This is a genomic window from Streptomyces sp. NPDC001381 (assembly GCF_042895685.1).
Lineage (GTDB): Bacteria > Actinomycetota > Actinomycetes > Streptomycetales > Streptomycetaceae > Streptomyces.
Window position 1 is genome coordinate 767348 of the sequence record NZ_JBIAWO010000004.1, and the last position, 22230, is coordinate 789577.

Sequence of the window (22230 nt, forward strand, 5' to 3'; positions counted from 1 at the left end):
GAGGCCCTTCTGCGCGGCTCCCGTTCCGGGGACCGGGAGCCGCGCAGCCTGTGTTTCGGTGGGCCGGGGTCAGCCCAGGCGTTTGACCGTGTCCCAGCCGGACGATCTCAGCGTGGTCGGGGAGCTGATGGTGGTGGCGCCGCCCTTGTAGAGGAGCAGGGCTCCGGCCGCGTTGGTCGTCCAGATGTCGGGCACGCCGTCGCCGGTGGCGTCGGGGGTGCCGTAGATCAGCGGGTAGGCGGCGTAGGTGAAGGTGCCGGAGGCGTAGGTGTCGTCGCCGTCCAGGCTCGCCGCGGACGTGCCCAGGCTGGCGAGGACCGTGCCCTCCCCGTCGCTGTCGAGGATGCCCTTGCGCAGGACGAGGTTGCCGGCCGAGGTGCGGTACGTCATGTCGGCCGCGCCGTCCGCGTTGTAGTCGGCGATGGCGACGAAGTCCCGCTCCTGGTCGCCCCAGGCGGAGGAGGTCATCTTGGTGGCCGTGCTGAACGTGCCGCCGCTGTAGCCGCTGAGGATCCACAGCTCGTTGCCCGCCGCCCCGCCGGCCACGAACAGCTCGGGCTGGCCGTCGCCGGTGATGTCGCCCGCCGACTTGATCTCCGAGAAGGTGGAGGGGGCGGGGGCGTTGGCGGGCAGGCGTACCTCGATGCGCTTGCTGACGTCGATCGCGCCGTAGCCGTCGCCGGGGTAGAGGAACAGGCGGCCGTCGGGGGTGCGCACCATCCAGTCGGTGACGCCGTCGCCGGGGGCGAAGTCGCCGTTGTGGGTGACCAGGGCGTAGGTGCTCGCGCCGTCCCAGATGTGCGGGGCGGTGCCGCCGTCCTTGATCAGCGTGCCCTTGTTGTGGGTGCCGAAGGCGCTGGACACCCAATCGCCGTTCTGGGACACCGAGTCGATCCAGAGGTTTCCGGCGGCGGTGACATGGGCGAAGTCGGCGTCGCCGTCCCCGTTCAGGTCTCCGGGGCCGTCCGCGGTGGAGCGCGGCTGGACGTAGAAGAAGTACTTGCGGGCGTTGGGAGAGGGGTTGCCCGCCGAGTCGACGGACTTGACGTACAGGGTGTTGGGGCCGGCGGCCGGGGGCTTGATGCCGGTGATGGTGGCCGTCTTGATGGCCGTGGTGCAGGACTTGGTGGGGCCGCCCGAGGTGCCCTGTGAGCCGCCGGCGCAGGCATAGCCGGCGTAGTCGGTGGCGTTGATGGACCAGATGAACTTCACGATGTCCGTCTCGGAGGACGAGCCGACCGCGAAGGTGAAGCTGCCGCTGTTGCCGAAGGGCTTCGCGGACCAGACGTCCGGCTCGCTGTCGCCGTCGTCGTCACCCGGGAAGTCGGTCGAGACGACGGGGGCGGGGGAGTCGGGCAGGTCGGTGTCGTAGGTGAAGCGGCAGACGCCGTCACCGCCGGTGGGTGCCCAGCCGCTGCTCACCTTGGCGTCCCAGCCACGCACCCGCCAGGAGTAGGTGATGCCGTTGGACAGGTACGACCTGATGGAGACTCCGCCGGCCTCGCCGTCGTCCACGGTCTTGGTGAAGGTCCTCTTCGTGGTGTCGGACTTGCCGGTCTGCCAGAGCTCGAACTCCAGCTTGGCCAGGTCGTTGTCCGGGTCGGTGGCCTTGGCGCTGATGGTGATGGTGTCCGCCTTGCCGAGCTTGATGTACGGCGAGGCGCTGGTGTCGCAGGAGCCGGGGCTCATGGTGACGGACGTCGGCGTGTTCGGCTTCCGGTTGTACGTGATCGCCAGCGACGGGGAGCCGTCGCCCTCGGCCTTGAACTTCTTCCAGGAGTACGTGTCCGTCTCCAGGCTGCTGGAGGAACCCGTGGGCGCGGAGGACGAAGTCGAGGCCACCAGGCCCACGTTGAAGCTGGTCAGGCCGTCGTCGGCGGCGTCCTGGGCGAGCGAGGTGACGGTGAAGTTGACGTAGGCGTCGGGGCAGGAGCTGTTGGACTTCCAGCCGTAGGCGAAGGACTTGGAGGTGATCTTCCGCTTCCAGTCGGGCTGGCGGTTCCAGGTGGTCTTGGAGCCGAAGTCGCCCGTGCGCCACAGCTGGACCGTGCGCTTGCTGCACGACCAGGAGTGGGTCTCCAGGACCTTCAGGGTGGCGCTGGAGACGTCCGCGCCCTTGATGGAGTTCTTCAGCTTCATGCGGAAGAACGAGCGTGCCGTGCCCCAGGTCTCCCGCTCGAAGCCGACGCGCGCTTCCTTGGTGTCCTCGTTGTAGTTGGCGCCGTCGTAGAAGCTCGACCCCGGGTAACGCTTGTAGACCGTGGTCCAGTTGGCGCGGATGCCGGTTGTGGAGGGGTCGAGGAACAGCGGGTAGGTCAGGTCATCGGTGTCCGCGAGGTAGGCGCCCGGCGGGGTGATGGTGAGCACGCCGTCCTCGAAGGCGGCGGCGGCGTTCGCCGCGTGGGCGCCCTCGCCGGGGCCGTTCACGGCGGGCAGGGCGAGGGTGTCGCTCGCGGCGGCGGGCACTCCGTAGGCGGCCTGGTCGGCGCCCGGCTCGGTGGTCCGCGGCGTGTCCGGGTTCTCGCCCGGCACCTCGTCGGCCGGGATGTCGTCGGGGTTGTCGCGCGCGGGAGCCTCCTCCACGACCTCCGGGTCCTCGTTGGTGCCGGTCGCGGCCTCGGCCTGGGTGTCGCTCGCCGCGGTGTCCGTGTCGTGGGTGCCCGCGGAGTCCCACAGGAAGGGCGTGGGCGAGACGGCGATCTCGTCGCCCGCGCTGTCCTTGGCCATCAGCACGTCGGTGGCGGGGTCGAGGGTGAAGGAGAGCGTGGCGGAGGTGACGCGGTAGCGCGGCGGGTCGGCGGCCAGCTTCTCGGCGGCCTCGGGGGTGTGCACGATCAGGACGTGGGTGAACCCGGTGTCCCGTGCGGACAGCATCAGGTCGACGCCGGGCAGGACGCCCTCGTACAGGGCGCGGTTGTCCTCGACGACCGGCTCGGGCAGGGTGCCGGGCCACTCGAAGCGGATGTCGTGGTTCTCGGCGGTCATGGTCAGCAGCGGGGTCCACGAGGTCGCGTCGGCGGCCTGCCGGGCGGTTCCGCCGGCCGTGCCGGTGCGGAACACCGCCGACCGGACGGCCGTCCCGGACGAGCCTGTTGCCGCCTTGCGGGCGGTGCCGCCGCCCTTCCGGCCTGCTGAGAACGTCACCGGATAGGGGCTGTTGACGGTGTGCCAGCCCTTGTCGTCCTGGCGCAGACTGGTGTCGATCTTCGCCCATTTCCCCTGGGCGTTCCTGGCCCGCACGGGGGCGACGGACGCCGTGTAGGTGAACGTTCCGTCGGGGTTGGCGTAGGTGGTGGAGAACTCGTCGGTGAGCGCGGCGACTTCGACCTTCTTGCCGCTCTTGCGCGCCCGGAGCTGGGCCTCGTCCTCGTCGACCGGCTTCGCGGCGCGCTTGGCCCCCGCGTCGGCTGGGTCCGGGCCGTCGTCGCGCAGGGCGAGCGCCGCGGCGCCGCCGGCCAGCACCGCCAGCGCGACGGCGGCGGCCAGGGCACGCCGAACACGCCGTCCGGCGGGGCGACTTGGTTCCGTGGCGGTGTCGAGGTCGCTCAAGGGCCCTTCTCCAACAGGCTGGGCCGCGGTGCGGCGTCGCCGCTGCGGCGTGGCTCTTCCGGGGTGCCCTCGGGCTTGGTGACAAGCCGTTACGAGCGCGCGACGCGTCGGATTGGGCGGTTGGAGTATGAACAGCTCTTCCCGGCCAGATCAACACCTCTCCCGCGCACCACAGTTGGTGAGGTCCGCGCAAAGAGTCCTGGAAGACTTCTGGTGCGATTTTTTGCCGTTCTTTGTCTTGCTTTGATCAGTGACATAGCTAACACAGATTCAGCACACCTTGACGTGGATCTTCACGGTGTCTTTATTTCGTGCTCAGTCTGTAAGTCATTGATCACCATGCGCCATCGGTCCGAGCGTTCCTGATGGTTTGTGACGGGGAAGGGTCGATTTGGCCGTGCGTACGGTGCTGTCGTGGTCAGGAAGGGGCTCACTGGCGAGAACGCCGCGTGAGCGACTGGTCCGTCGCAGAACTCGGGCCGGTGTCATCGCCGGTCTGTTCCTCGCCCTCAACGTCACCCTGCTGCCCAGCGCCGTGGCGTTCGGCCCCGACGACCCGCGCACCCCGGTGGACCTCGCCGAGCTGCAGGAGACGGACGCCGTCCCGGTCGACGACGACCTGACCGACAAGCTCGAGGAGCTCTCCGGCTCCGCCGCGACCGAACCGCAGCAGAAGTACACCCCGGCGGCGGTCGCCGAGGTGCCCGCGGCCTCCGGCACCAAGGCCGTCGACAACCTGACCGCGGGCGGTACGACCGAGGTCGCCAAGTCGGCCGACGGCGCCCTGAGCATCGGCGTCGGCGCCCCCGACGGCGCCACCTCCGCGCAGGTCGACGCCCTCGAAGGCCAGTGGAGCGTGGCCGCCGCGTCCGAGGACGAGGCCGTGGCGGACGGCGCCCAGGGCTTCATGCTCGCGGTCGACGCGCCCGACACCGCCACCGGTGACGCGGTCGTCTCCATCGACGCCACCAAGCTCGCCGAGACCTACAGCGCCCAGTGGCTCGACCGGCTCTCCTTCACCCTCATGCCGGCCTGCTACACGACGACGCCCGACCTGGAGGAGTGCTCCACCGGGATCCCGGTGACCACCGACGTCGAGCGCACCGGCGACACCGTCACCGTGCCGCTGGACGCCGGCGACTCCTCGGGCTCCGAGGCGGACTCCGGTGAGGACGGCGCGACCGACGAGGTCGTGGGCTCCACCGACACCACCGCTCAGGTCCCCGAGACCCTGGTCAACGTCACCCTGGACACCGCCGATCTGCAGGCGGTCTCCACCGCCGCCGCCTCCACCGCCAACAGTGCGGTGAGCAGCGGCGACGACTCCGCGGTGAGCTCGGCGGTGTGGCACGCGGACAGCGCGGCCGACGCCGTGCGGCAGATCGCCGACTCCTCCGGCGGCGGACTGCTCGTCGGCAGCTCCTACGGCGCGGGCGCCGGCGGTGACTTCTCCGCCAGCCCGATCGTCTCGGCGGGCTCCTGGACGGCCGGCGGCTCCTCCGGCGCCTTCTCCTACTCGTACACGATGGCCGCCCCGCAGGTCCCGGCAGGACCGGCGCCCAACGTCACCCTCAGCTACAACTCGCAGACGTCGGACGGCCGTACGTCCTCCACCAACAACCAGGTCTCCTGGGTCGGTGAGGGCTGGGACTACAACCCCGGCTCCATCACCCGCACCTTCGTGGGCTGCGCCGCCGACACCGCCAACGCCAACAACAAGGACCACTTCACCGGCGACCAGTGCTGGGGTTCGTACAACGCGGTGCTCTCCCTCAACGGGACCACCACCGAGCTGGTGCGCGACGACACCACCAAGGAGTGGAAGGGCGCCCGCGGCGAGAACATGCGGGTCGAGCTGCTGGACGCGGCCGACTACAAGGCCCTCACCGGTATCGACGGCTCCCACAACGGTGACAACAACGGCGAGTTCTGGCGCGTCACCACCGACGACGGCACCCAGTACTACTTCGGCCTCAACCGCCTGCCCGGCTGGTCGTCCGGCAAGGCCGAGACCAACTCGGTGCTGAACGTGCCGGTGGCCGGCAACCACGACAGCGACCCCTGCTACCAGACCAAGTTCGCGGACTCCTTCTGCGACCAGGGCTGGCGCTTCCAGCTCGACTACGTCGTGGACACCACCGGCAACGCGATGTCGCTGTGGTGGGAGAAGGAGAAGAACGCCTACGCGCGCAACATGAAGGAGGCCAAGGCGGTCGAGTACGACCGCGCCGGCTGGCTCTCCCACATCGACTACGGTCAGCGCGCCACCACCCTCTACTCCGAAGAGCCGCTCGGCCGGGTGAAGTTCACCGCCCGCGAGCGCTGCTTCGAGGACCCCGCCCTGAACGTGGCGTGCTCGAACACCAACTTCGACTCCAAGCAGTCCGACCAGACCCGGCCCTGGTTCGACACCCCCGCCGACCTCGCCTGCGCCACCGGCAAGAAGTGCACCACGTACGCACCCACCTTCTGGTCGCGCAAGCGCCTCGCCTCGGTCGACGCCTGCACCCAGCGCGAGCAGGGCGTGAGGCTGACCGAGTACACCTCGGACGCCGACGGCAACGAGACCGGCCAGCGCAACGCCTGTGGTCTGGACGGCGACTCGGCGACCACGACCCTGCTGTCCAAGGTGGACACCTGGAGTCTGAAGCAGTCCTTCCCGTGGAACCTGACCGGTGAGTACACCGCGCTCTGGCTGGAGTCCATCACCCGCACCGGCTACGCCGTGGACGGCTCCACCGACCGCCTGAACCCGGTCTCCTTCGGCCACAACGAGACCGCCCTGCCCAACCGGGTCAGGAACGGCTCCTCCGACACCAACCCGCTGTTCGCCCGGCTGCGCATCCAGGACGTGGTCTCCGAGTACGGCGGCCGCACCCACGTCGACTACAAGGCCCCCGAGGGCAAGTGCCTCACGGGCGCCGACCGCCCCACGATCGACAGGAACCACTCCCTCTGCTACCCGGCGTACTGGCACGCAGACGGGGAGCTGGAGGACAAGCGGATCTCCTGGTTCCACAAGTATGTCGTTGCCAAGATCACCGAGTTCCCGCGTCTGGCCGACGCGCAGGACATCGTGACGACGTACACGTACGAGACGGACGACGACGCCGTCGACGGCGCGCTGTGGGCCAAGAGCCAGTCGGAGTTCTCCCGCCCGAAGAAGCGCACCTGGGACGACTTCCGCGGCTTCCCCCTCGTCACCACGACCACCGGCAGCACGGACGCGGTGGGCGGCAGCGTGGCCTCCAAGTCGGTCACCCGCTACTTCCGCGGCATGAACGACGACGTCCTCGCCGACGACACCCCGGAGAAGGCGTCCGACGACGTCAAGCGGTCCGTCGTGACGACCGACGTCACCGGCGCGACCCTGGCGACCGACCGCAAGGCGTACGCCGGCATGGTCGCCGAGTCGCTGACCTACCCGGACGCCTCCGCGGACACCGCCACCGGCTGGGTCGCCCGCACGGTCAACTTCCCGGACACCCCGGTCCGCCTGGCCACCCGCAACCGCACCGACGGGCCGGACGTGGTCTCCGAGCGCGTGACGCTCGGCAAGACGTCGACCATCTCCAAGGCGTCGGGCAAGGCCGCGGACCAGCTGACGCTGCACACGGTCACCTCGGAGACCGACTACGACCCCACGTACGGTCTGCCGACGAAGGTCCGCGAGTACGGCGACACGGCCGTCACCGGCGACGAGTCGTGCACCGCGACCTCGTACGTGGACAACACCTCGGGCACGAACTACCTGGTCGGCCTGGTCGCCCGTACCGTCACGACCACCGGCACCAGCACCTGCTCCACCGACCTGTCCAGTGCCACGGGCTCCACGCTGGTCAGCGCCTCGCGCATGTTCTACGACGGGGCGACCTCGTCCACCGCCACGCCCAGCAAGGGCCTGGTGACCAGGACGGAGGCGCCGACCGGCGCGGGCACCGGCTGGGAGACCACGAACCCCGAGTCGCGCACCGAGTACGACTCCACCGGCCGGGTCACGAAGGTCACCGACCCGACCGGTGTGTACAACACGACGACCTACACCCCGTCGAGCGGGCAGGTCTACTCGATCGAGACGGTCACCGGCAACAAGGTCGTCGACGGCGCCGTCGTCGCCGGCTTCACCGACACCACGACCCTGGAGCCCGGCCGCGGCACCACGATCAAGTCGACGGACGCCAACGGCCGCGTCGAGACGTACGAGTACGACCCGCTGGGCCGTGCCGTCGCCGCCTGGGACGCCACCCAGTCCGCCACGGACGACCCGACGGTCAAGTACACGTACAACATCGACCCGAAGCAGCCGGTGTCGGTGGTGACGCAGTCCCTCTCCGACAACCCGAGCACCGCCGCGGGCGACGGAACGTACAAGTCCTCCACCACGATCTACGACGGCCTCGGCCGCGAGCGCCAGACGCAGACCCCCGCGGTCAACGGCGGCCGCCTGATCACCGACACGCTCCACAACAGCGCCGGCCAGGTCCGCTACACCCGCAACGCCTACTACATGGAGGGCGACCCGGGCACCGACCTCGTGGTCCCCGCCTCGGAGTCCCTCGTCCCCAACGCGACCTCGTACACGTACGACGGTCTGGGCCGGGTCCTGACGGTCACGCCGGTGCACTCCTCGTACCCGCAGACGGGTGAGTCGTTCACCAACGCGGGCAAGACGGTGACCACCACCGACCGCCGCACCCGCTACGAGTACGCCCTCGACTACACGGTAGTCCGCCAGCCCAAGGGCACCCCGGCGTCCCGGGTGTGGACGGACGCGCTGGGCCGCACGACCCGCCAGGACACCTTCAGCGACACCTCGCTGAGCGAGGCGGGCGCGATCACCACGACGTACGAGTACGACCTGCGCGGCGACATGGTGACCTCCACCGATGACGTCGGCCACACGAGGACGTGGAAGTACGACGCGCTGGGCCGGGTGACGGACACGACCGACCCGGACACGGGCGCGACGCACACCGACTACGACGCGTACGGCCGTGTGGACAAGGCGACCGACGCCCGCGGCCAGACGGTCTCGTACTCCTACGAGCGCCTGAACCGTGTGGAGCAGGTCAAGGTCACCCCGAAGGGCGCAACGACCTCCACCCTCGCGCAGACGTACGCGTACGACGGCGCGACCGGCGGCAAGGGCCAGCTCTCCTCGGCGACCCGCTACACCGACGGCAAGGCGTACACCACGACGATCGGCGGCTACACGGCCGACTACCAGCCGACCGACATGACGACGGCGCTGCCGCCGGGGTCCACCGCGGGCCTGACGGCCGACGGTTTCGCCACCCAGTACAAGTACACGTACAAGTACAACGCCGACGGCCAGTTGGAGACGTACACGACTCCGGCGGCCGGCGGCCTGGACGCCGAGGACGTCATCACCCGCTACAACGCGGCGGGTCTGCCGACCTCGGTCTCCGGCAAGGACTGGTACACCTCCGAGGCGTCCTACTCGCCCTACGGCCAGGTGCTGCGCTCCACCATCGGTGAGCAGGGCCACCGCCTGTGGCAGGAGAACACGTTCAACGAGTCCACCGGTGAGCTGCTGACCAGCAGGCTCATCCGGGAGTCCGCGACGGACACGGCGGTCGTCCCGGGCAGCGAGGTCAGCAAGCGCTCGTACACCTACGACGCGTCGGGCAACGTCCTCTCGGTCGCGGACCGGATGGGCACGACGACCGACCAGCAGTGCTTCAAGTACGACACGCTCGGTCAGCTGAAGGAGGCATGGACGACGCCGGGCGGCGGCGCCTGTGTGGCCTCCGGCAAGACGACGGCCGAGCCGGTCTACTCCGACAACACGGTCAACGTCTCCTCCAACAACGACGGTTACTGGCAGTCCTACGACTACGACGTCCTGGGCAACCGCACCACGAAGACCGTCTACAAGGCCGACCCGACCTTCACCTCCGGCACGCGCGTCACCACGGGCGACGTCGTCACCTCCTACAAGTACGGCACCAGCGACACCGCCAAGAACGACCAGCCGCACACCCTCACCTCCTCCACCACGTCCTCGACGACGGCGGCGGGCGCGGCGGTCACCACCCGCTCCACCCAGACCTACGACGCCGCGGGCGAGATGGAGACCCGCTCCACCGGCGGCGACACGGCCCAGACCATGACCTGGACCTGGGACGGCAAGGTCGAGTCGGTCACCGGCTTCGGCGCGGACGGCTCCGGGGCCTGGATCGGCGTCGGCGACCTGTGCATGGACCTGTCGGGCGGCACCACGACGGTCGGCACGGCCATCCAGATCTACGTCTGCAACGGCAACAAGTCCCAGCAGTTCCGCCTCAAGGCCTCCGACACCAACAGCGACGGCACGGTCGAGGACGGCACGATCGGCCAGCTCATGGTCGGCGGGCGCTGTGTCCAGCCGAACGGCACGGCGGCCGGCGCGGCAGCCCTGATCCAGGCCTGTGACAACGCGGTCGCGGCGCAGCGCTGGCAGACCCTGAGCACGGGGCAGGTCAAGTGGATGGGGAACGCCTCGGCGAACCTGTGCCTGGCGGCCCCGGCGTCCACGGTCAGCACCGACCTCACCCTGGCCGCCTGCAACTCCACCGTGGCGGGCCAGCTGTGGAAGCCCGCGTCGAAGACGACGTACGTCTACGACGCGATGGGCAACCGCCTGCTGGAGCGCACCAGCGCGGGTGCGGTGCTGAACCTGCCCGACACCAAGGTCTCCCTGACCACGGCCGGCAAGGTCCGCTACGTCGAGCGCACGTACGCCGGCATCGGCGGCCCGTCGGTGACCCGCTTCCGCGAGGGCACCAACAACACGGCCGGTGTCAGCGAGCACGTCTACGCCCAGGCCACCGACCTCAACGGCACCCCGCTGGCGGAGGTCCGCCTCGACGGCGGCATGCAGGTCCGCGCCCAGAAGAAGGACCCCTGGGGCGAGGACCGGGGCGTGAGCATGCCGATGCGCACGAAGACCGCGTTCCACACCGGCGACGACGACGTCGAAACGGGCCTGGTCCACATGGGCGCCCGCGAGTACGACCCCGGAACGGGCCGCTTCATCACCGCCGACCCCGTCCTGGACGAGAGCGACCCGCTCCAGGCGAACGGCTACTCGTACGCCAACAACAACCCGGTGACGCACTCGGACCCGTCGGGTCTGACGTCCTCCGCCTCCAGCTTCGACGCCTCGATTGCCGCACTGGACGCGAAGATCGCCGAGTACCAGAAGACCCTGAACCGCTCCATCGGCGACGTGATCCTGGCGACCGGCTGGGCCGTGTTCAAGGAGTTCATCGGCTGGAACGACGTCGTCGGCTGCTTCACCCAGGGCGACCTGTGGGCCTGCGGCAGCCTGTTGATGGACGCCATCCCGTGGACCAGCGTCTTCTCCAAGGGCAAGAAGATGTGGCGCGCCTTCAAGGGCACCATGAGCGCGGTCAAGGCGTTCAAGGCGGCCAAGCGCGCGGCCGAGATCGGCATGAAGGCGGCGAAGGCGGCCAAGGCAGCGCTGATCAAGGCGAAGAAGGCGGCGGAAGCGGCTGCGGCGGAGGCCAAACGCAAGGCGAGAGAGGCCGCGAAACGCGCCGCGGAGGCGGTGAAGAAGAAGGCGCATACGGGCTCGAAGGGCGCCCGGGGCAACCCGGTCCAGGTCAAGGCCCGTGCGCAGGCCCAGTCCAAGGGCTCGAAGGGCGGCGGCAAGGCTGAGGAGAAGTCCGGCGGGTCGCGCAACGGGTCCGGCAAGGAGGACTCTGATTCGAGCGGCGGTAGCGACGGAGATGGCACCAGCGCCGACGCCTGCACCGTCAACAGCTTCACGCCTGAGACCCGTGTCCTGATGGCCGACGGCTCCACCAAGGCGATCAAGGATGTCAAAGCCGGCGACAAGGTGATCGCGACAGACCCTGAAACCGGTGAGACCGAGGCGGAGACGGTCAACGCGGAGATCAAGGGGCAGGGACTCAAGCACCTGGTCAAGGTCACCGTCGACGTCGACGGCAAGAAGGGCACGAAGACCGCCGAGGTCACGGCGACGGACGGCCACCCGTTCTGGGTTCCTGAACTGCGCACCTGGATCCAGGCAACTGATCTCCAGGCCGGCGAGTGGCTCCGGACGGGTGCCGGCACCCGTGTCCAGATCACTGCGATCAAGCGCTGGACGGCGGCGTACGCCACTGTCCACAACCTCACTGTCAGCCGTCTGCACACGTACTACGTGCTGGCCGGTGCCACGTCTCTCCTTGTCCACAACTGCAAGACCGATGCGGAACTGCAAGCGGACGCGGAGGCCATTCACAAGACCTGGAAGGACAGGTACGGAGAGCGTTCCTTCAACGGGACTACTGTGACTACGGCCGAGCTCGACGGCGAACTGGTCTACGCGGTGAACCGAGGCAAGATCAATCCGGATGCGGCCGCGCTGGCGGAGTCCCTCGGTTACCGGAGGGTCTACGGCAAGCGGTTCACCGGGCCCAATCAGACGGACGCGGAGCAGATCCTGCTCAACGCGGTCGACATGGGCGAAGTGGGCTCGACGGGGCGTATGGCCACGTCGCGGGTGCCATGTGGGACGCGACGGCAGAATTGTGGTGGAAGAATCGGCAGTGCCTTGTACCAGACGATCCGAGTCGTGGGTAAGTGGGGAGTCGGTACCGGTTAGCGAGCGGGAGGTTCGTCGTGTACCTGTGGGATCGTGAAATGCGCTCGGTGCAGGCTGAGTTGCAGAACATCCAGCCCACCCGTCGGCTGGCCACAGCCCTCAAAGTGATGGACTGGACGCTCGACGCCATGGGGCCGATCGAGACGGTCGAGATCCGGGAGTACCTCAATGAGGGGCTCAGGCTGGGGCACGAGGATCTTCGTGCGGGCCGGGAGAAGATCGTGCTGCCGGAGGAGATGCTTGATCAGTACGAGGAACTCGACGAGATCGCGGAGGAATATGGAACGTCGCAGATGCTCTCGGCGCTTCTCGCATGCAGCGACGCGCCTGAAGGGCTGAGCGGGCAAGTCCTGTACGGCGTGCTGAACTTCTGCTACGAGGCAGTGCTCGACCGCGAGGACATCCCGGTCTACAGCCTCGAGGCGGAGCTGGCGAACGCCCGGTGTCGTGAAGTCATCGAGTTTCAGAAGCAGGCTGTCGCTGATGCCCTCAGTGGTGCCAACTGACGGCGTCGAAGGGGCGTCACCCGCTCTCGGGCGCCTTGGTTCAGGGCGCTGAGGCAGGGGTGGTGCCGTGCCCGGCGCACGAGCCATTGCGTTAGTACGATCCTGCCGGCGGCTCGCGCAACGGTTCGGGCAAGGAGGACTCGGGCGGCGGGGCGGCGCCAGTTGCCCGATCAACAACAGCTTCACTCCCGACACCAAGGTCCTGATGGCCGATGGCTCCACCAAGGCCATCAAGGACGTCAAGGCGGGCGACAAGGTCCTGGCGACCGACCCGGAAACGGGCGAGACCACGGTGGAGACGGTCACCGCAGAGATCAAGGGCAAGGGCGTCAAGCACCTTGCCCAGGTCACCGCGACTGACGGCCACCCCTTCTGGGCCCCGGAGCTCGCCGAGTGGATCGACGCGACCGACCTCAAGTCGGGCGGGTGGCTGCGCACCAGCGCCGGCACTCTGGTCCAGATCACGGCGGTCGAGCGGTGGACGGCGCTCGACGCGACGGTCCACAACCTCACCGTCAGCATGCTGCACACGTACTACGTGCTGGCGGGGGCATCTCCGGTCCTCGTCCACAACTGCGGTGACGCCGAAAGTACCGCGAACTGGGTCGAGGAAGGCGGCGATCTGAGCCAACAGAGGTACGGCATGCCGAGTAACGCCTACGAGTTCCAGTCGGGGACCTCGGGAGCACGTTCCGCGGTTGATAGCAGAAGAGCCCTCGCGCCGCCGTTGGAGATGCCGGCTGCGGACGGCTCGGTCGTCACTGCCAAGTTCGACGGCGTTGACGGAATTGAGATCATCGACCGCAAGACCAACCCGCGATTCACGGAAAAGGCGGTTGACCTGGCGCGGCGGCAGGCCGCGAAAGCCGCCTATCATGGCCTGACGCCTGTCTACGAGGTGCCGAACGCGACGGCGCTCGCTGCGATGAACAGGTTTATGCAGTACGCCAAGTGAGCGCATCGTCGTCAGGATTGGGCAGTGATATGAACCCGGAACCCCTGGTCAGGGCCATGCTGGTGGCCATGATGCTGCTGGAGGAGTGCGGGCCCGACGAGGTGGATCCCGATACTGCGGTGCGCGGTCTGGAGCACATGGGGTACGAGCTCCTTCAGTACACCGACAGCGAACGCGAAGAGTTCAGGGAGCTACTCGAGCGGATGGCTTCGTCCGAAGGCGACGCACACATGGCGGAATTCATCCGTGGGATTCCCTTTGCGATGGGATTGACCGAGGAGCAGTGAGCCCTGTACCCGCCTCAGGTCTCGGCCTGGGGCGCGGTGCACCAGGGGGAGTTCGGCGGACTGCCGGAGGTTGACGCGCATACGCGCCGTGAAGAAGGCTCCGGGAGTCTCCAGGGGTGCGGTAGATGTGCTCAGTGGACGACCTCGCGGCGATTGAAGGTGGACCACGAGGGTGCCTCGGAGGCGCAAATGGTGATTGATCTTGATCCCCCGCGGGGGATGGGCGACCTGGTGATCGGTATGCCCATCGAGGATGCTGAGCGAATCCTGCGCGAGATCCCGGGATTCGTGCCGCCGGCCCCGGGGGAGGTCAGGAACAAAGGCTTTGCGCATTATGAGTCGGAGTTGTCGATCTCTCTGGACTTCGATCCGCGCGGAGTGGTGCGCGCAATCGAGCTTTTCCGACCCGAAGGGGACGTGCAGGTCGTGTTTCGTGGCCTGTCCTTGTTCGAAGAGCCTGCCGATGTCGTTATTTCGCGACTCTCCGAGATTTTCCGGGTCGAGATCGAGGACGAGGAGCTGAACGTCACGGCCCCTGATGTCTTCATCGGGCTCTGGAGGAGTGTGACGCCCGAGGGTTCCGGCGGCGAAGAGGGGTATTACTTCGAGTCGGCCCTGATCGCCGCCCCCGGCTATGGGGCATAGGCGGTCCCCCGCTGCGTCGACCGCGCTACCGGCGCCGTCCCGTACGCGTTCACCGAGTCCCACGCATGGCACGACTCAAGAAAGCGTCAGGGAACACCATGTCCCTTGAGCATGTAAGGAAGGCCATCGCCCGCGAGTTCCTCGTATCCGGTGGCCTGCTGTCATCCGCCTCTGCCCTCTTCACCGTGGCTGAGCCCGAGGTCTCCGAACCCGAGCGGATCGGAGGCCGTGACGTCGTACGGATCGGTGACGACGGGGAGGGCGACGGGAGGTATTTCGTCGACTGCGCGACGGGAGCCGTCCTGTACGTCGAGGCGTACGCCTCCACCGAGTTCCATGTGAGCGATTCGCCGCAGAGCTTCGTGCGGTGCCTGGAGGAGTTCGAGAGGGCGACGTCCGGCGCATCCGGGGATGCCGACCCCGACGAGTGGACCGAGATCGCCGAGTCACTGGAACGGGCCATCATGGCGATAGACCCTTCCGCGCTCCGTGAAGACCCTGGGTTCTGGCACTCGCTCCTGTTTGATGTGGCGAACGGTGATTACGCGTAGGCGAGAAGGAACCAAGGCATGGGGGAACGTCTCGGCCAGGGAGATCTCGCTGCGGCCATGAGAGAAGCCGCGACGCTGCGCGCATGCGACATCGGATCTGTGTCCCCGACTCCGGACGGTGCCGTGGTCGAGACGACACGGGGTTTCGTGCCGGTCGGTTCCGGGGGCGGTGAGGGCCTGCTGCGGTTGAGCGTCGGTATTCCGGACTTTCTCCTGGGCGATCGGCTCAACGGATGATCTCGGACTGCTGGTCGAGGCGGTCGACGACTTCGACGAGCCGGGTGGGATGTCGGGCCACCTCGTCCTCGACGACGGGCAGCGCTTCAACCTCTCGTCCGGTAAGACGTTGGAGGGTGGGTGCCGCAACTGCCTTCCGGATCACGTGGCGCCTCCGGGTACGACACCTGAGAACTTCCACCATCTTGAGAACCAAAGTTCCGCCATCATGCGGCGCAACCCCGGCGTGAACGCCACGCTGTATCTCACCGGCACTTACGGAGCATGCAAGTATTGCCGGCCCGCCATGCGAGCCATGCTTCCAGAAGGCGGGCGATTGCTGGTGATCTGGCGAAATGAAGCCGGAGTCATCAAGAACAGGATGTTCATCGGCGGCGCTGACTGATCTCAGCTTCAGAAGCCCCCGGACGGTTTCCTCCGGTCGGGGGCTTCGGCTTTTGTCGCTCGTGACATAATGACGGCGTGTTCGACCCCGTGGATATCGACCTTCCGGATTTCCTGACCCGATGGCACGGTGAGCCGGTGCCGTCGGGGCAGGGGCTGCCGCCCGATGTTTCCAGTCTTCCCGAGCCGCTTCGGGAGTGGCATGTTCTCGCGTCTCGCTGGAGGAAGCTGCGTTTCGGCGCCAACCGGATGATCAAGCCTTCCCTGATCCAATTCGATCAGGGCAAAGCAGTGTTCATGAGGGATGCAACAGGCGACTGGGCCTGGGCCTTTGGTGAAGAAAATCCGGATCTGGTGTACGAAGGGGAGCCGGGCGGTGAGTGGCATAGCGTTCCCGAGCGCCTCGCTGAATTCCTTGTCCACGCGACGGTGATTGAGACGATTGCGCTGGTCGAAGCGAGTCTGCTCGGGGACCAGGTGCCCGACGAAGAACTGCCTGGGATTCTCGCTCCCATGCAGGAGGTCGGCTTCGGTGAATGGAGGTGGCCGCGGACCGGTTACCGCATCTTCATGACTGATTCTCTGATCGCAAGCGTGGGTCCGGCGGTGGAGCCCCGTTCTCCCTGGTTGAACAGGAGTGGATATTCTTCCGTGCGTATCTCAGGCACCAGTCCATCGGCTCTCGAATATTTGCATTCCGCCACCAGCGTGAAGTGGCTCGACTTCGGATTCGACGAAGAGGACATGGACGAAGACGAGTAAGGCGGCTTTCCCGTCCGTGGTTGCCTTTGATTCCACTGAGTTCGCCCACCGGCTCGCCCGTCTGCTCGTATGACGAGGCAGCGCATTCAGCCGGCGACCGCCTGCAGGGGCAGTTCGATGCAGGACGCCCTGCCACAGCCGACCCTTCCCGCCTCGGTGAAGTCAGCCGGCTGTGGGTTCAGGTCCGGGCTGCGGACGGTGAGACGTTCGGCCATGGGATCGCGACCCGGCTCCTGAATGACCTGGCTCGACTGGCTCGTGGCAGCGGTCGGCGGGGCCGCTGTCTGTACTGCTGGACGGCGTAGGGCACCAAGTCGATACGGCCGGACGTGAAGGGTGCGCTACTGCGATCTCGGCGTCGAGTTCGGCCGACCATCGGGCATACGGCTGTTTCCTGTTGTGCGTATGCCGGCCAGGAGGTTCGCGAGGGCGGTGGGGGTGGTGGTGAGGATCGTGGCGGGGGTTTCGGATTCGCGGAGGTGGAGGGCGGTGGGGGTGGCGGCGAGTTCGAGGCAGTTGTTGCCGTCGGAGCCGCCGGAGTAGGACGACTTCTGCCAGTGATTGGGGGTGGTCACAGCACGCCTCACCATTCCTTCGCCAGCCTGCTCATGAAGTCTCGCGACCGTTCGGGATCCAGTGACTCCGCCTCCAGCTTACGGAAGAGCGTTCGAAGGGCGCCGAGCTGAGCTTCGGAGTCGATTAGCGCCGTACCTTCGGGCCCGTCCCGCTGCGCGGAGTCGAGCTTGGGCACGGCACCACCCGCAAGCATCATGGTGTTCCAGGCTCCTGCGAAGCCGTCCCGGTCGAAGGGGATCACCCGGACCGTGACGTGGTCAGCCTCGGACAGGGCCAGGATGTGGGTCAGTTGGGCCCGGGCGGCTGCCCGGTCGCCGACTCTGATGCGCAGCGCCGCTTCGTGGATCACCGCCTCGTACGGGACCGGCTCCGGTCGATCCAGGACGACCCTGCGCCTCATCCTGTGCTCGACCCGCAATTCCAGGTCCTCGGCCGGTAGTTCGGGAACTCGATACGCGAACACCGAGCGGGCGTAGTCCTCTGTCTGTAGCAGCCCCGGGACGTGCAGGCACTCCACGTCCGCTCGGTAGGTGGCGTGGTGCTCCAACTCGGCGAGATCCAGGAACGCCGACGGCAGTCGGCCCCGGTACTCCTCCCACCAGCCGCGTGTCCGGTCGGTCGCCATTGCCACCAGGGCGTCGATGAATACCTCGTCCATGCAGGCGTAGTGCGCGGCCAGGCTCCGCAACCGCTTCTCGCTCACGCCCGACTGGCCGTATTCGATCTGGTTGATCTGGGTGGAGCTCACCCCGAGCAGGGCCGCCGCCTCCCGCGCCTTGAGGCCGGCCGCTTCGCGAAGCCTGCGCAGCTCAACCGCCAAGCGCACCTGGCGCGCCGTCGGTTCGGGCCTCAAGCCCATTGGTCACTCCTCCCAACGCACCCATGAGTGCCACTCGTTCGGGGTCAGATTACGCGATCGGCTTGCTTGACCTGGAAATCCAGGTCTACCGTCGGTGACGCGAACATCACGCAACGGAAGCGCACCGCTCCGTCCTGCCATGACGGCTGCGGCACTGCCACCGCCTCCCCCGCCCTTCACTCGCACGGAGCTGCCCCATGCCCGAAACCGCCCCCACTCCCGACTCCTGGGAGTACTCCCTCTACATCCCCACCGACCCGAGATCGGTTACGGTCGCCCGCCGCACCCTCCGCCTGATCCTTGCCCTCCATGGTCTGGCCCACCTCACCGAGACCGCCGAACTCCTCGCCTCCGAGCTGGTCTCCAACGCCGTACTGCACACCAAGGGCCCCGTCTGCCTGCGCATCCGCCACCGCGACGGCGTCCTGCAGATCGGAGCCTGGGACGCCGACCCCGCGCCTCCCGAACCCCCGAGTGACTTCAGCGAACTCGCAGACGCCGAGAGCGGGCGCGGCTTCGCCCTCGTACGCGCATGCTCCGACCTGTGGGGATGGCAACCCCTCTCCCGGCTGGGGCTGCCCGGCAAGCTGGTCTGGTGCGAACTGGGAGCCGCGTAAATGGTCAGCTCGTCGCACGAGGCGCTGCACCGCATCTTCCAGAAGGACCCCGCGCTCCTCACCCGGGCCCTCCAGCAGGTACTGCACATCCCCTTCCCCGAGCCCCGTGACTTCGCGGCCATGAACGTCGACCTCACCGAGATCGAGCCCGTCGAGCGCCGCGTCGACACGCTGCTGCGGGCCGAGACCGACGAGGGAACCTACCTCCTCGTCGTCGAGTCGCAGGGCAAGCCGGACGAGCGCAAACGCAGCAGCGGGCCCTACTATCTCAGCTACCTCCACGAGAAGTACCGCAGCGAGCCCGTCCTCATCGTCGTCACCCAGAGCAGGGCCACGGCCCGCTGGGCGGCCGAGCCCATCCACCTCGGCGTGCACGGCATGCCCTCGCTGACGGTCCGGCCGTTCGTCCTCGGGCCGGAGAACGTGCCGCTGATCGCGACCGAGCGGGAGGCCAGACAGGATCCACCCCTTGCGGTGCTCTCGGCCATGACACACGGCCGTGGGCGGCAGGCCCCGGCGATACTGGAACCGCTGGAAGCCGCCCTGCGGACCCTGGACCGCGACACCGCCGTGGTGCTCGCACAGTTCGTCGACTCGTGCCTGGCGGACGTCCAGGCCCGGCAGATGTGGAGGGACATGATGACGGCGATGCAGTACTTCTGGCGCCACCCGTGGGCCGAGGAAGGCCGGGAAGAGGGGCGAGAAGAGGGGCGGGAGGAAGGTCGGATCCAGGAGCGGGCCGAGATGACCCTGAACATCCTGCGCTGGCGCGGCATCGACGTCCCCGACGAGGCACGCGCCCGCGTGGAGGCCTGCACCGACCTGGACCAGCTCACCACATGGTCCCAGCGCGCCGTCCACGCCACCACCGCCGACGACCTCTTCGCCGCCGGAGAAGGCGACCAGGGCCTGTCCGGCTGATCGCATCGCCGACACGGGCGGTTCCAGCGGTATCCACGGCCTCGCTCTCGGCCGACGCGCGCTCACCCGGAGACCGGACCCCCACCCCCGCTCGCCGCCCCGCCGCTCAGATCGTCCGACCGCAGCAACCGCAGGAACGCCTTCACCCCCGCGATGATCTCCTGATTGTCGGTCAGTCGGTTCACCGTGGACTCGAATTCGCGCCCCAGCGCCGCCATCCGACGGTCCGTGCCCTCGGCACGCTCGTGCGTGCTCAGGGCCAGCGCGTCCACGGTGCGCCGCAGTTCCGCGAGGGCCTTGTACTGTTCCTCCGCCTTCTCCTCCAGAACCCGCGTCCCCGCCTCGGCGCGGTCCAGTCGGGTCCGCAGCTCCACGACGTCGTCCCGCGGGTACTTCACCTCCTTCAGAAGGGTGCCCAGGCGGCGCCGGAGCTGGGCGAAGTAGGCGCCGGCCGGGCGGAAGAAGGTGCTCAGGAGGAAGAACGCGGCGAACCAGTAGCCCGTGAACTCACCCGTCGCCCAGGTGATCGCCACCACGACCGCCGCCGTCACCACGTGACCCGCGACCGCCGCCCGGAGCATCGCGCGGGCGATCCGCGCGGCCTCGGCGTCCCTGGCCTCGGAGATCTTCATCCCCTTCTCCCGGCTCACCGTGATCTCGGCGAGCACGGCATGCGCCCGGAAGTACAGGTTCCAGGGCACGGTGAGCAGCAGCATCAGCCACAGCAGGCTCAGCACGCCCGCCCCGACCGCGAACACCACCGCCGGCGGCGCCCCCGCCACGTACGCGAAGACCAGCGCCGCGGCCGCTGCCACGACGGCCGCCACCGCCCCCAGGAATCTGCCCATGCCCCCGCCTCCCACCGGTCCATCAGCACGTTCATCGTCCCCGCGCCGGTGGCGCTTGGCATGAGTAGGCGTACTCAGGCCGCTCGTCCGGGGCGGCGTTACGGTGGGATCGTGAGCGGCTACTCCGGCACCCCCCTCGCCAAGAAGCTCGGTGTCAAGCCGGGACACCGGCTCAGGTTCCTGCACGCGCCGACCGGGTGGGCCGTGCCCGACCTCCCCGACGCCGTCGACCTCGCCCCCGGCGGGCCCCGCGACGCCGATCTCACCGTCGCCTTCTACCACTCGTACGCCGAGCTCGCCGCCGAATCCCCGACCCTCGTGCACGACCTCGCCGACCACGCCATGCTCTGGATCGCCTGGCCCAGGAAAGCCGCCGGCCACCTCAGTGACATCACCGAGAACGGCCTCCGCGACCTCTTCCTCCCCCTCGGTGTCGTCGATGTGAAGGTCGCGGCGCTGGGGGAGGACTGGTCGGGGCTGAAGTTCGTACGGTGGCGGGAAAATCGCCGTAAAAGCGGCGCAAAGTGAACCGGTGTTCGGGCAACCTCCGTATCTAGGGCAACATCTTGGTGAACGACGGGCGTCGCGCCACGGGAGCGCGGGTGAGTGTCGCCGTCGGCCGGACGGAGTGAGGGGCGTTGAGGGACGTGGTGGAGCCGAGGATCGCCGTCGCCGTGGTGACCATGGGCAACCGGCCCGCCGAGGTCGACGCCCTGCTGGAGTCGGTCGCCAAGCAGGATCTGGCCCCCGCCCGCATCGTGATCGTCGGCAACGGCTGTGAGCTTCCCGAGTTCGCCGAGCGTCTCTCCCTGCCGGGCGAGGTCACCACCATCGACGTCGAGGAGAACCTCGGCTGCCCCGGCGGCCGCAACGTCGCCCTCGCCCGGCTGCGGGAGTTCGGGGACGTCGACGTCGTCGTCGAACTGGACGACGACGGACTGCTGGTCGACGCCGACGTGCTGCGCCGCGTGCGTGACCTGTACGCCGCCGACCCTCGACTCGGCATCGTCGGCTTCCGCATCGCCGACGAGACCGGCGAGACCCAGCGCCGGCACGTGCCGCGCGTCGGCGCCTCCGACCCGATGGAGGGCGGGTACGTCACCGGCTTCCTCGGCGGCGGACACGCGCTCAGCATGGCCATGCTCGCCGAGACCGGCGACTGGCCCGCCGAGTTCTTCTTCGCGCACGAGGAGACCGACCTGGCCTGGCGTGCCACCGACGCCGGCTGGAAGATCCTCTACGCGCCCGAGCTGCTGCTCCAGCACCCCAAGACCTCGCCCGCCCGGCACGCCATCTACTACCGCGTCACCGCCCGCAACCGCGTCTGGCTGGTCCGGCGCAACCTGCCCCTGCCGCTCATCCCGGTCCATCTCGGGGTGTGGATCGCCGTCACGCTGCTGCGCACACGGTCGCTCGGCGGGCTCAAGGCCTGGTTCGGCGGGTTCGCGGAGGGGGTGCGGGGACCGGCCGGTCCCCGGCGGCCCATGCGATGGCGGACGGTATGGCGGCTGACCCGACTCGGCCGCCCACCCGTCATCTGACCTGACCGGCTGACCGGCTGACCGGCTGTTGTCCGGCTGTCCCTCGTCCGCTGCCCGGCCGGTTGTGCGTCGTCCGGCCGGCTCCCCGCCGTGTAGCCGGCTGTCCGCCGTCCGGCCGGCTTCCCGCCGTGTGGCCGGCCTGCCGTCGTCCGGCCTGCTGTCCGCCGTACGGCCGACACGCGTAGATACAGGGCGCGAGCCCCGGTCGTTCACCTCCGCCGACCGGGGCCCGACACGCCCCCGGACCCGGCCGCGGCGGCGGCACTCCCCCGAGTTGCGCGTTCACACGCGCGCGCCGTCGGGCCGGTTCCGATGATGTGATCACATCAGGTTGGACCAACGGATCGCTAACATATT

Annotated in this window: 17 protein-coding genes; 13 read left to right on the top strand and 4 right to left on the bottom strand. The window is 68.4% G+C overall.

Going from position 1 to position 22230, the window contains the following annotated elements; all coding sequences use genetic code 11:
• Window positions 1-69: 69 nt before the first annotated feature.
• Complete coding sequence (locus ACFY2L_RS22145) at window positions 70-3549, bottom strand: DNRLRE domain-containing protein (protein ID WP_390823137.1); 3480 nt, start codon at window positions 3547-3549, stop codon at window positions 70-72.
• A 397-nt stretch (window positions 3550-3946) separates the two neighbouring features.
• On the opposite strand from ACFY2L_RS22145, the gene ACFY2L_RS22150 reads away from it, so the two are divergent.
• The 9 genes from ACFY2L_RS22150 (at window position 3947) to ACFY2L_RS22190 (ending at window position 16511) form a co-directional block, all read left to right on the top strand.
• Entirely contained in the window at window positions 3947-12184 is an 8238-nt protein-coding gene (locus tag ACFY2L_RS22150; RefSeq protein ID WP_390823206.1) for a ricin-type beta-trefoil lectin domain protein, read from the top strand.
• 38 nt (window positions 12185-12222) lie between these two features.
• Entirely contained in the window at window positions 12223-12690 is a 468-nt protein-coding gene (locus ACFY2L_RS22155; protein WP_390823138.1) for a hypothetical protein, read from the top strand.
• A gap of 67 nt (window positions 12691-12757) precedes the next feature.
• Complete coding sequence (locus tag ACFY2L_RS22160; protein ID WP_390823139.1) at window positions 12758-13645, top strand: Hint domain-containing protein; 888 nt, start codon at window positions 12758-12760, stop codon at window positions 13643-13645.
• Window positions 13642-13932 carry a hypothetical protein gene (locus ACFY2L_RS22165; protein ID WP_390823140.1) on the top strand — a complete coding sequence of 97 codons (291 nt, stop codon included), beginning with the start codon at window positions 13642-13644 and terminating at the stop codon, window positions 13930-13932. Before ACFY2L_RS22160 ends, ACFY2L_RS22165 begins: the two co-directional genes overlap by 4 nt.
• 189 nt (window positions 13933-14121) lie before the next feature.
• On the top strand, window positions 14122-14577 hold the full coding sequence (locus ACFY2L_RS22170; protein ID WP_390823141.1) for a hypothetical protein: 456 nt from the start codon (window positions 14122-14124) through the stop codon (window positions 14575-14577).
• Between the two features lie 65 nt (window positions 14578-14642).
• Window positions 14643-15128: an SUKH-4 family immunity protein gene (locus tag ACFY2L_RS22175; protein WP_390823142.1), complete on the top strand. Its 486-nt coding sequence runs from the start codon at window positions 14643-14645 to the stop codon at window positions 15126-15128.
• Between the two features lie 18 nt (window positions 15129-15146).
• Window positions 15147-15365 carry a hypothetical protein gene (locus ACFY2L_RS22180; protein WP_390659381.1) on the top strand — a complete coding sequence of 73 codons (219 nt, stop codon included), beginning with the start codon at window positions 15147-15149 and terminating at the stop codon, window positions 15363-15365.
• Between the two features lie 49 nt (window positions 15366-15414).
• Window positions 15415-15750 carry a DddA-like double-stranded DNA deaminase toxin gene (locus ACFY2L_RS22185; protein ID WP_390823143.1) on the top strand — a complete coding sequence of 112 codons (336 nt, stop codon included), beginning with the start codon at window positions 15415-15417 and terminating at the stop codon, window positions 15748-15750.
• A 77-nt stretch (window positions 15751-15827) separates the two neighbouring features.
• Complete coding sequence (locus tag ACFY2L_RS22190) at window positions 15828-16511, top strand: hypothetical protein (protein WP_390823144.1); 684 nt, start codon at window positions 15828-15830, stop codon at window positions 16509-16511.
• Between the two features lie 341 nt (window positions 16512-16852).
• On the opposite strand, the gene ACFY2L_RS22195 is transcribed toward ACFY2L_RS22190, so the two are convergent.
• Window positions 16853-17086, bottom strand: coding sequence for a DUF397 domain-containing protein (locus tag ACFY2L_RS22195; RefSeq protein ID WP_390823145.1), 234 nt, complete (start codon window positions 17084-17086; stop codon window positions 16853-16855).
• Between the two features lie 8 nt (window positions 17087-17094).
• A complete protein-coding gene (locus tag ACFY2L_RS22200) occupies window positions 17095-17946 on the bottom strand; it encodes a helix-turn-helix domain-containing protein (protein ID WP_390823146.1) in 852 nt (283 codons plus the stop codon).
• A 197-nt stretch (window positions 17947-18143) separates the two neighbouring features.
• Here ACFY2L_RS22200 and ACFY2L_RS22205 point away from each other — a divergent pair, with 197 nt between their 5' ends.
• Window positions 18144-18563 (top strand): ATP-binding protein, encoded by a 420-nt coding sequence (locus ACFY2L_RS22205; RefSeq protein ID WP_390823147.1) that lies wholly within the window; start codon window positions 18144-18146, stop codon window positions 18561-18563.
• The gene (locus tag ACFY2L_RS22210) at window positions 18564-19484 is read left to right on the top strand and encodes a hypothetical protein (protein WP_390823148.1); all 921 of its coding nucleotides are present in this window, start codon (window positions 18564-18566) and stop codon (window positions 19482-19484) included.
• Between the two features lie 62 nt (window positions 19485-19546).
• Here the strand turns inward: ACFY2L_RS22210 and ACFY2L_RS22215 are convergent, their stop codons facing one another.
• Entirely contained in the window at window positions 19547-20332 is a 786-nt protein-coding gene (locus ACFY2L_RS22215; RefSeq protein WP_390823149.1) for a hypothetical protein, read from the bottom strand.
• A gap of 111 nt (window positions 20333-20443) precedes the next feature.
• On the opposite strand from ACFY2L_RS22215, the gene ACFY2L_RS22220 reads away from it, so the two are divergent.
• Entirely contained in the window at window positions 20444-20860 is a 417-nt protein-coding gene (locus tag ACFY2L_RS22220; RefSeq protein ID WP_390823150.1) for a DUF3052 domain-containing protein, read from the top strand.
• Window positions 20861-20979: 119 nt separating this feature from the next.
• A complete protein-coding gene (locus ACFY2L_RS22225; RefSeq protein ID WP_390659503.1) occupies window positions 20980-21873 on the top strand; it encodes a glycosyltransferase family 2 protein in 894 nt (297 codons plus the stop codon).
• The last annotated feature ends 357 nt before the right edge of the window (window positions 21874-22230 follow it).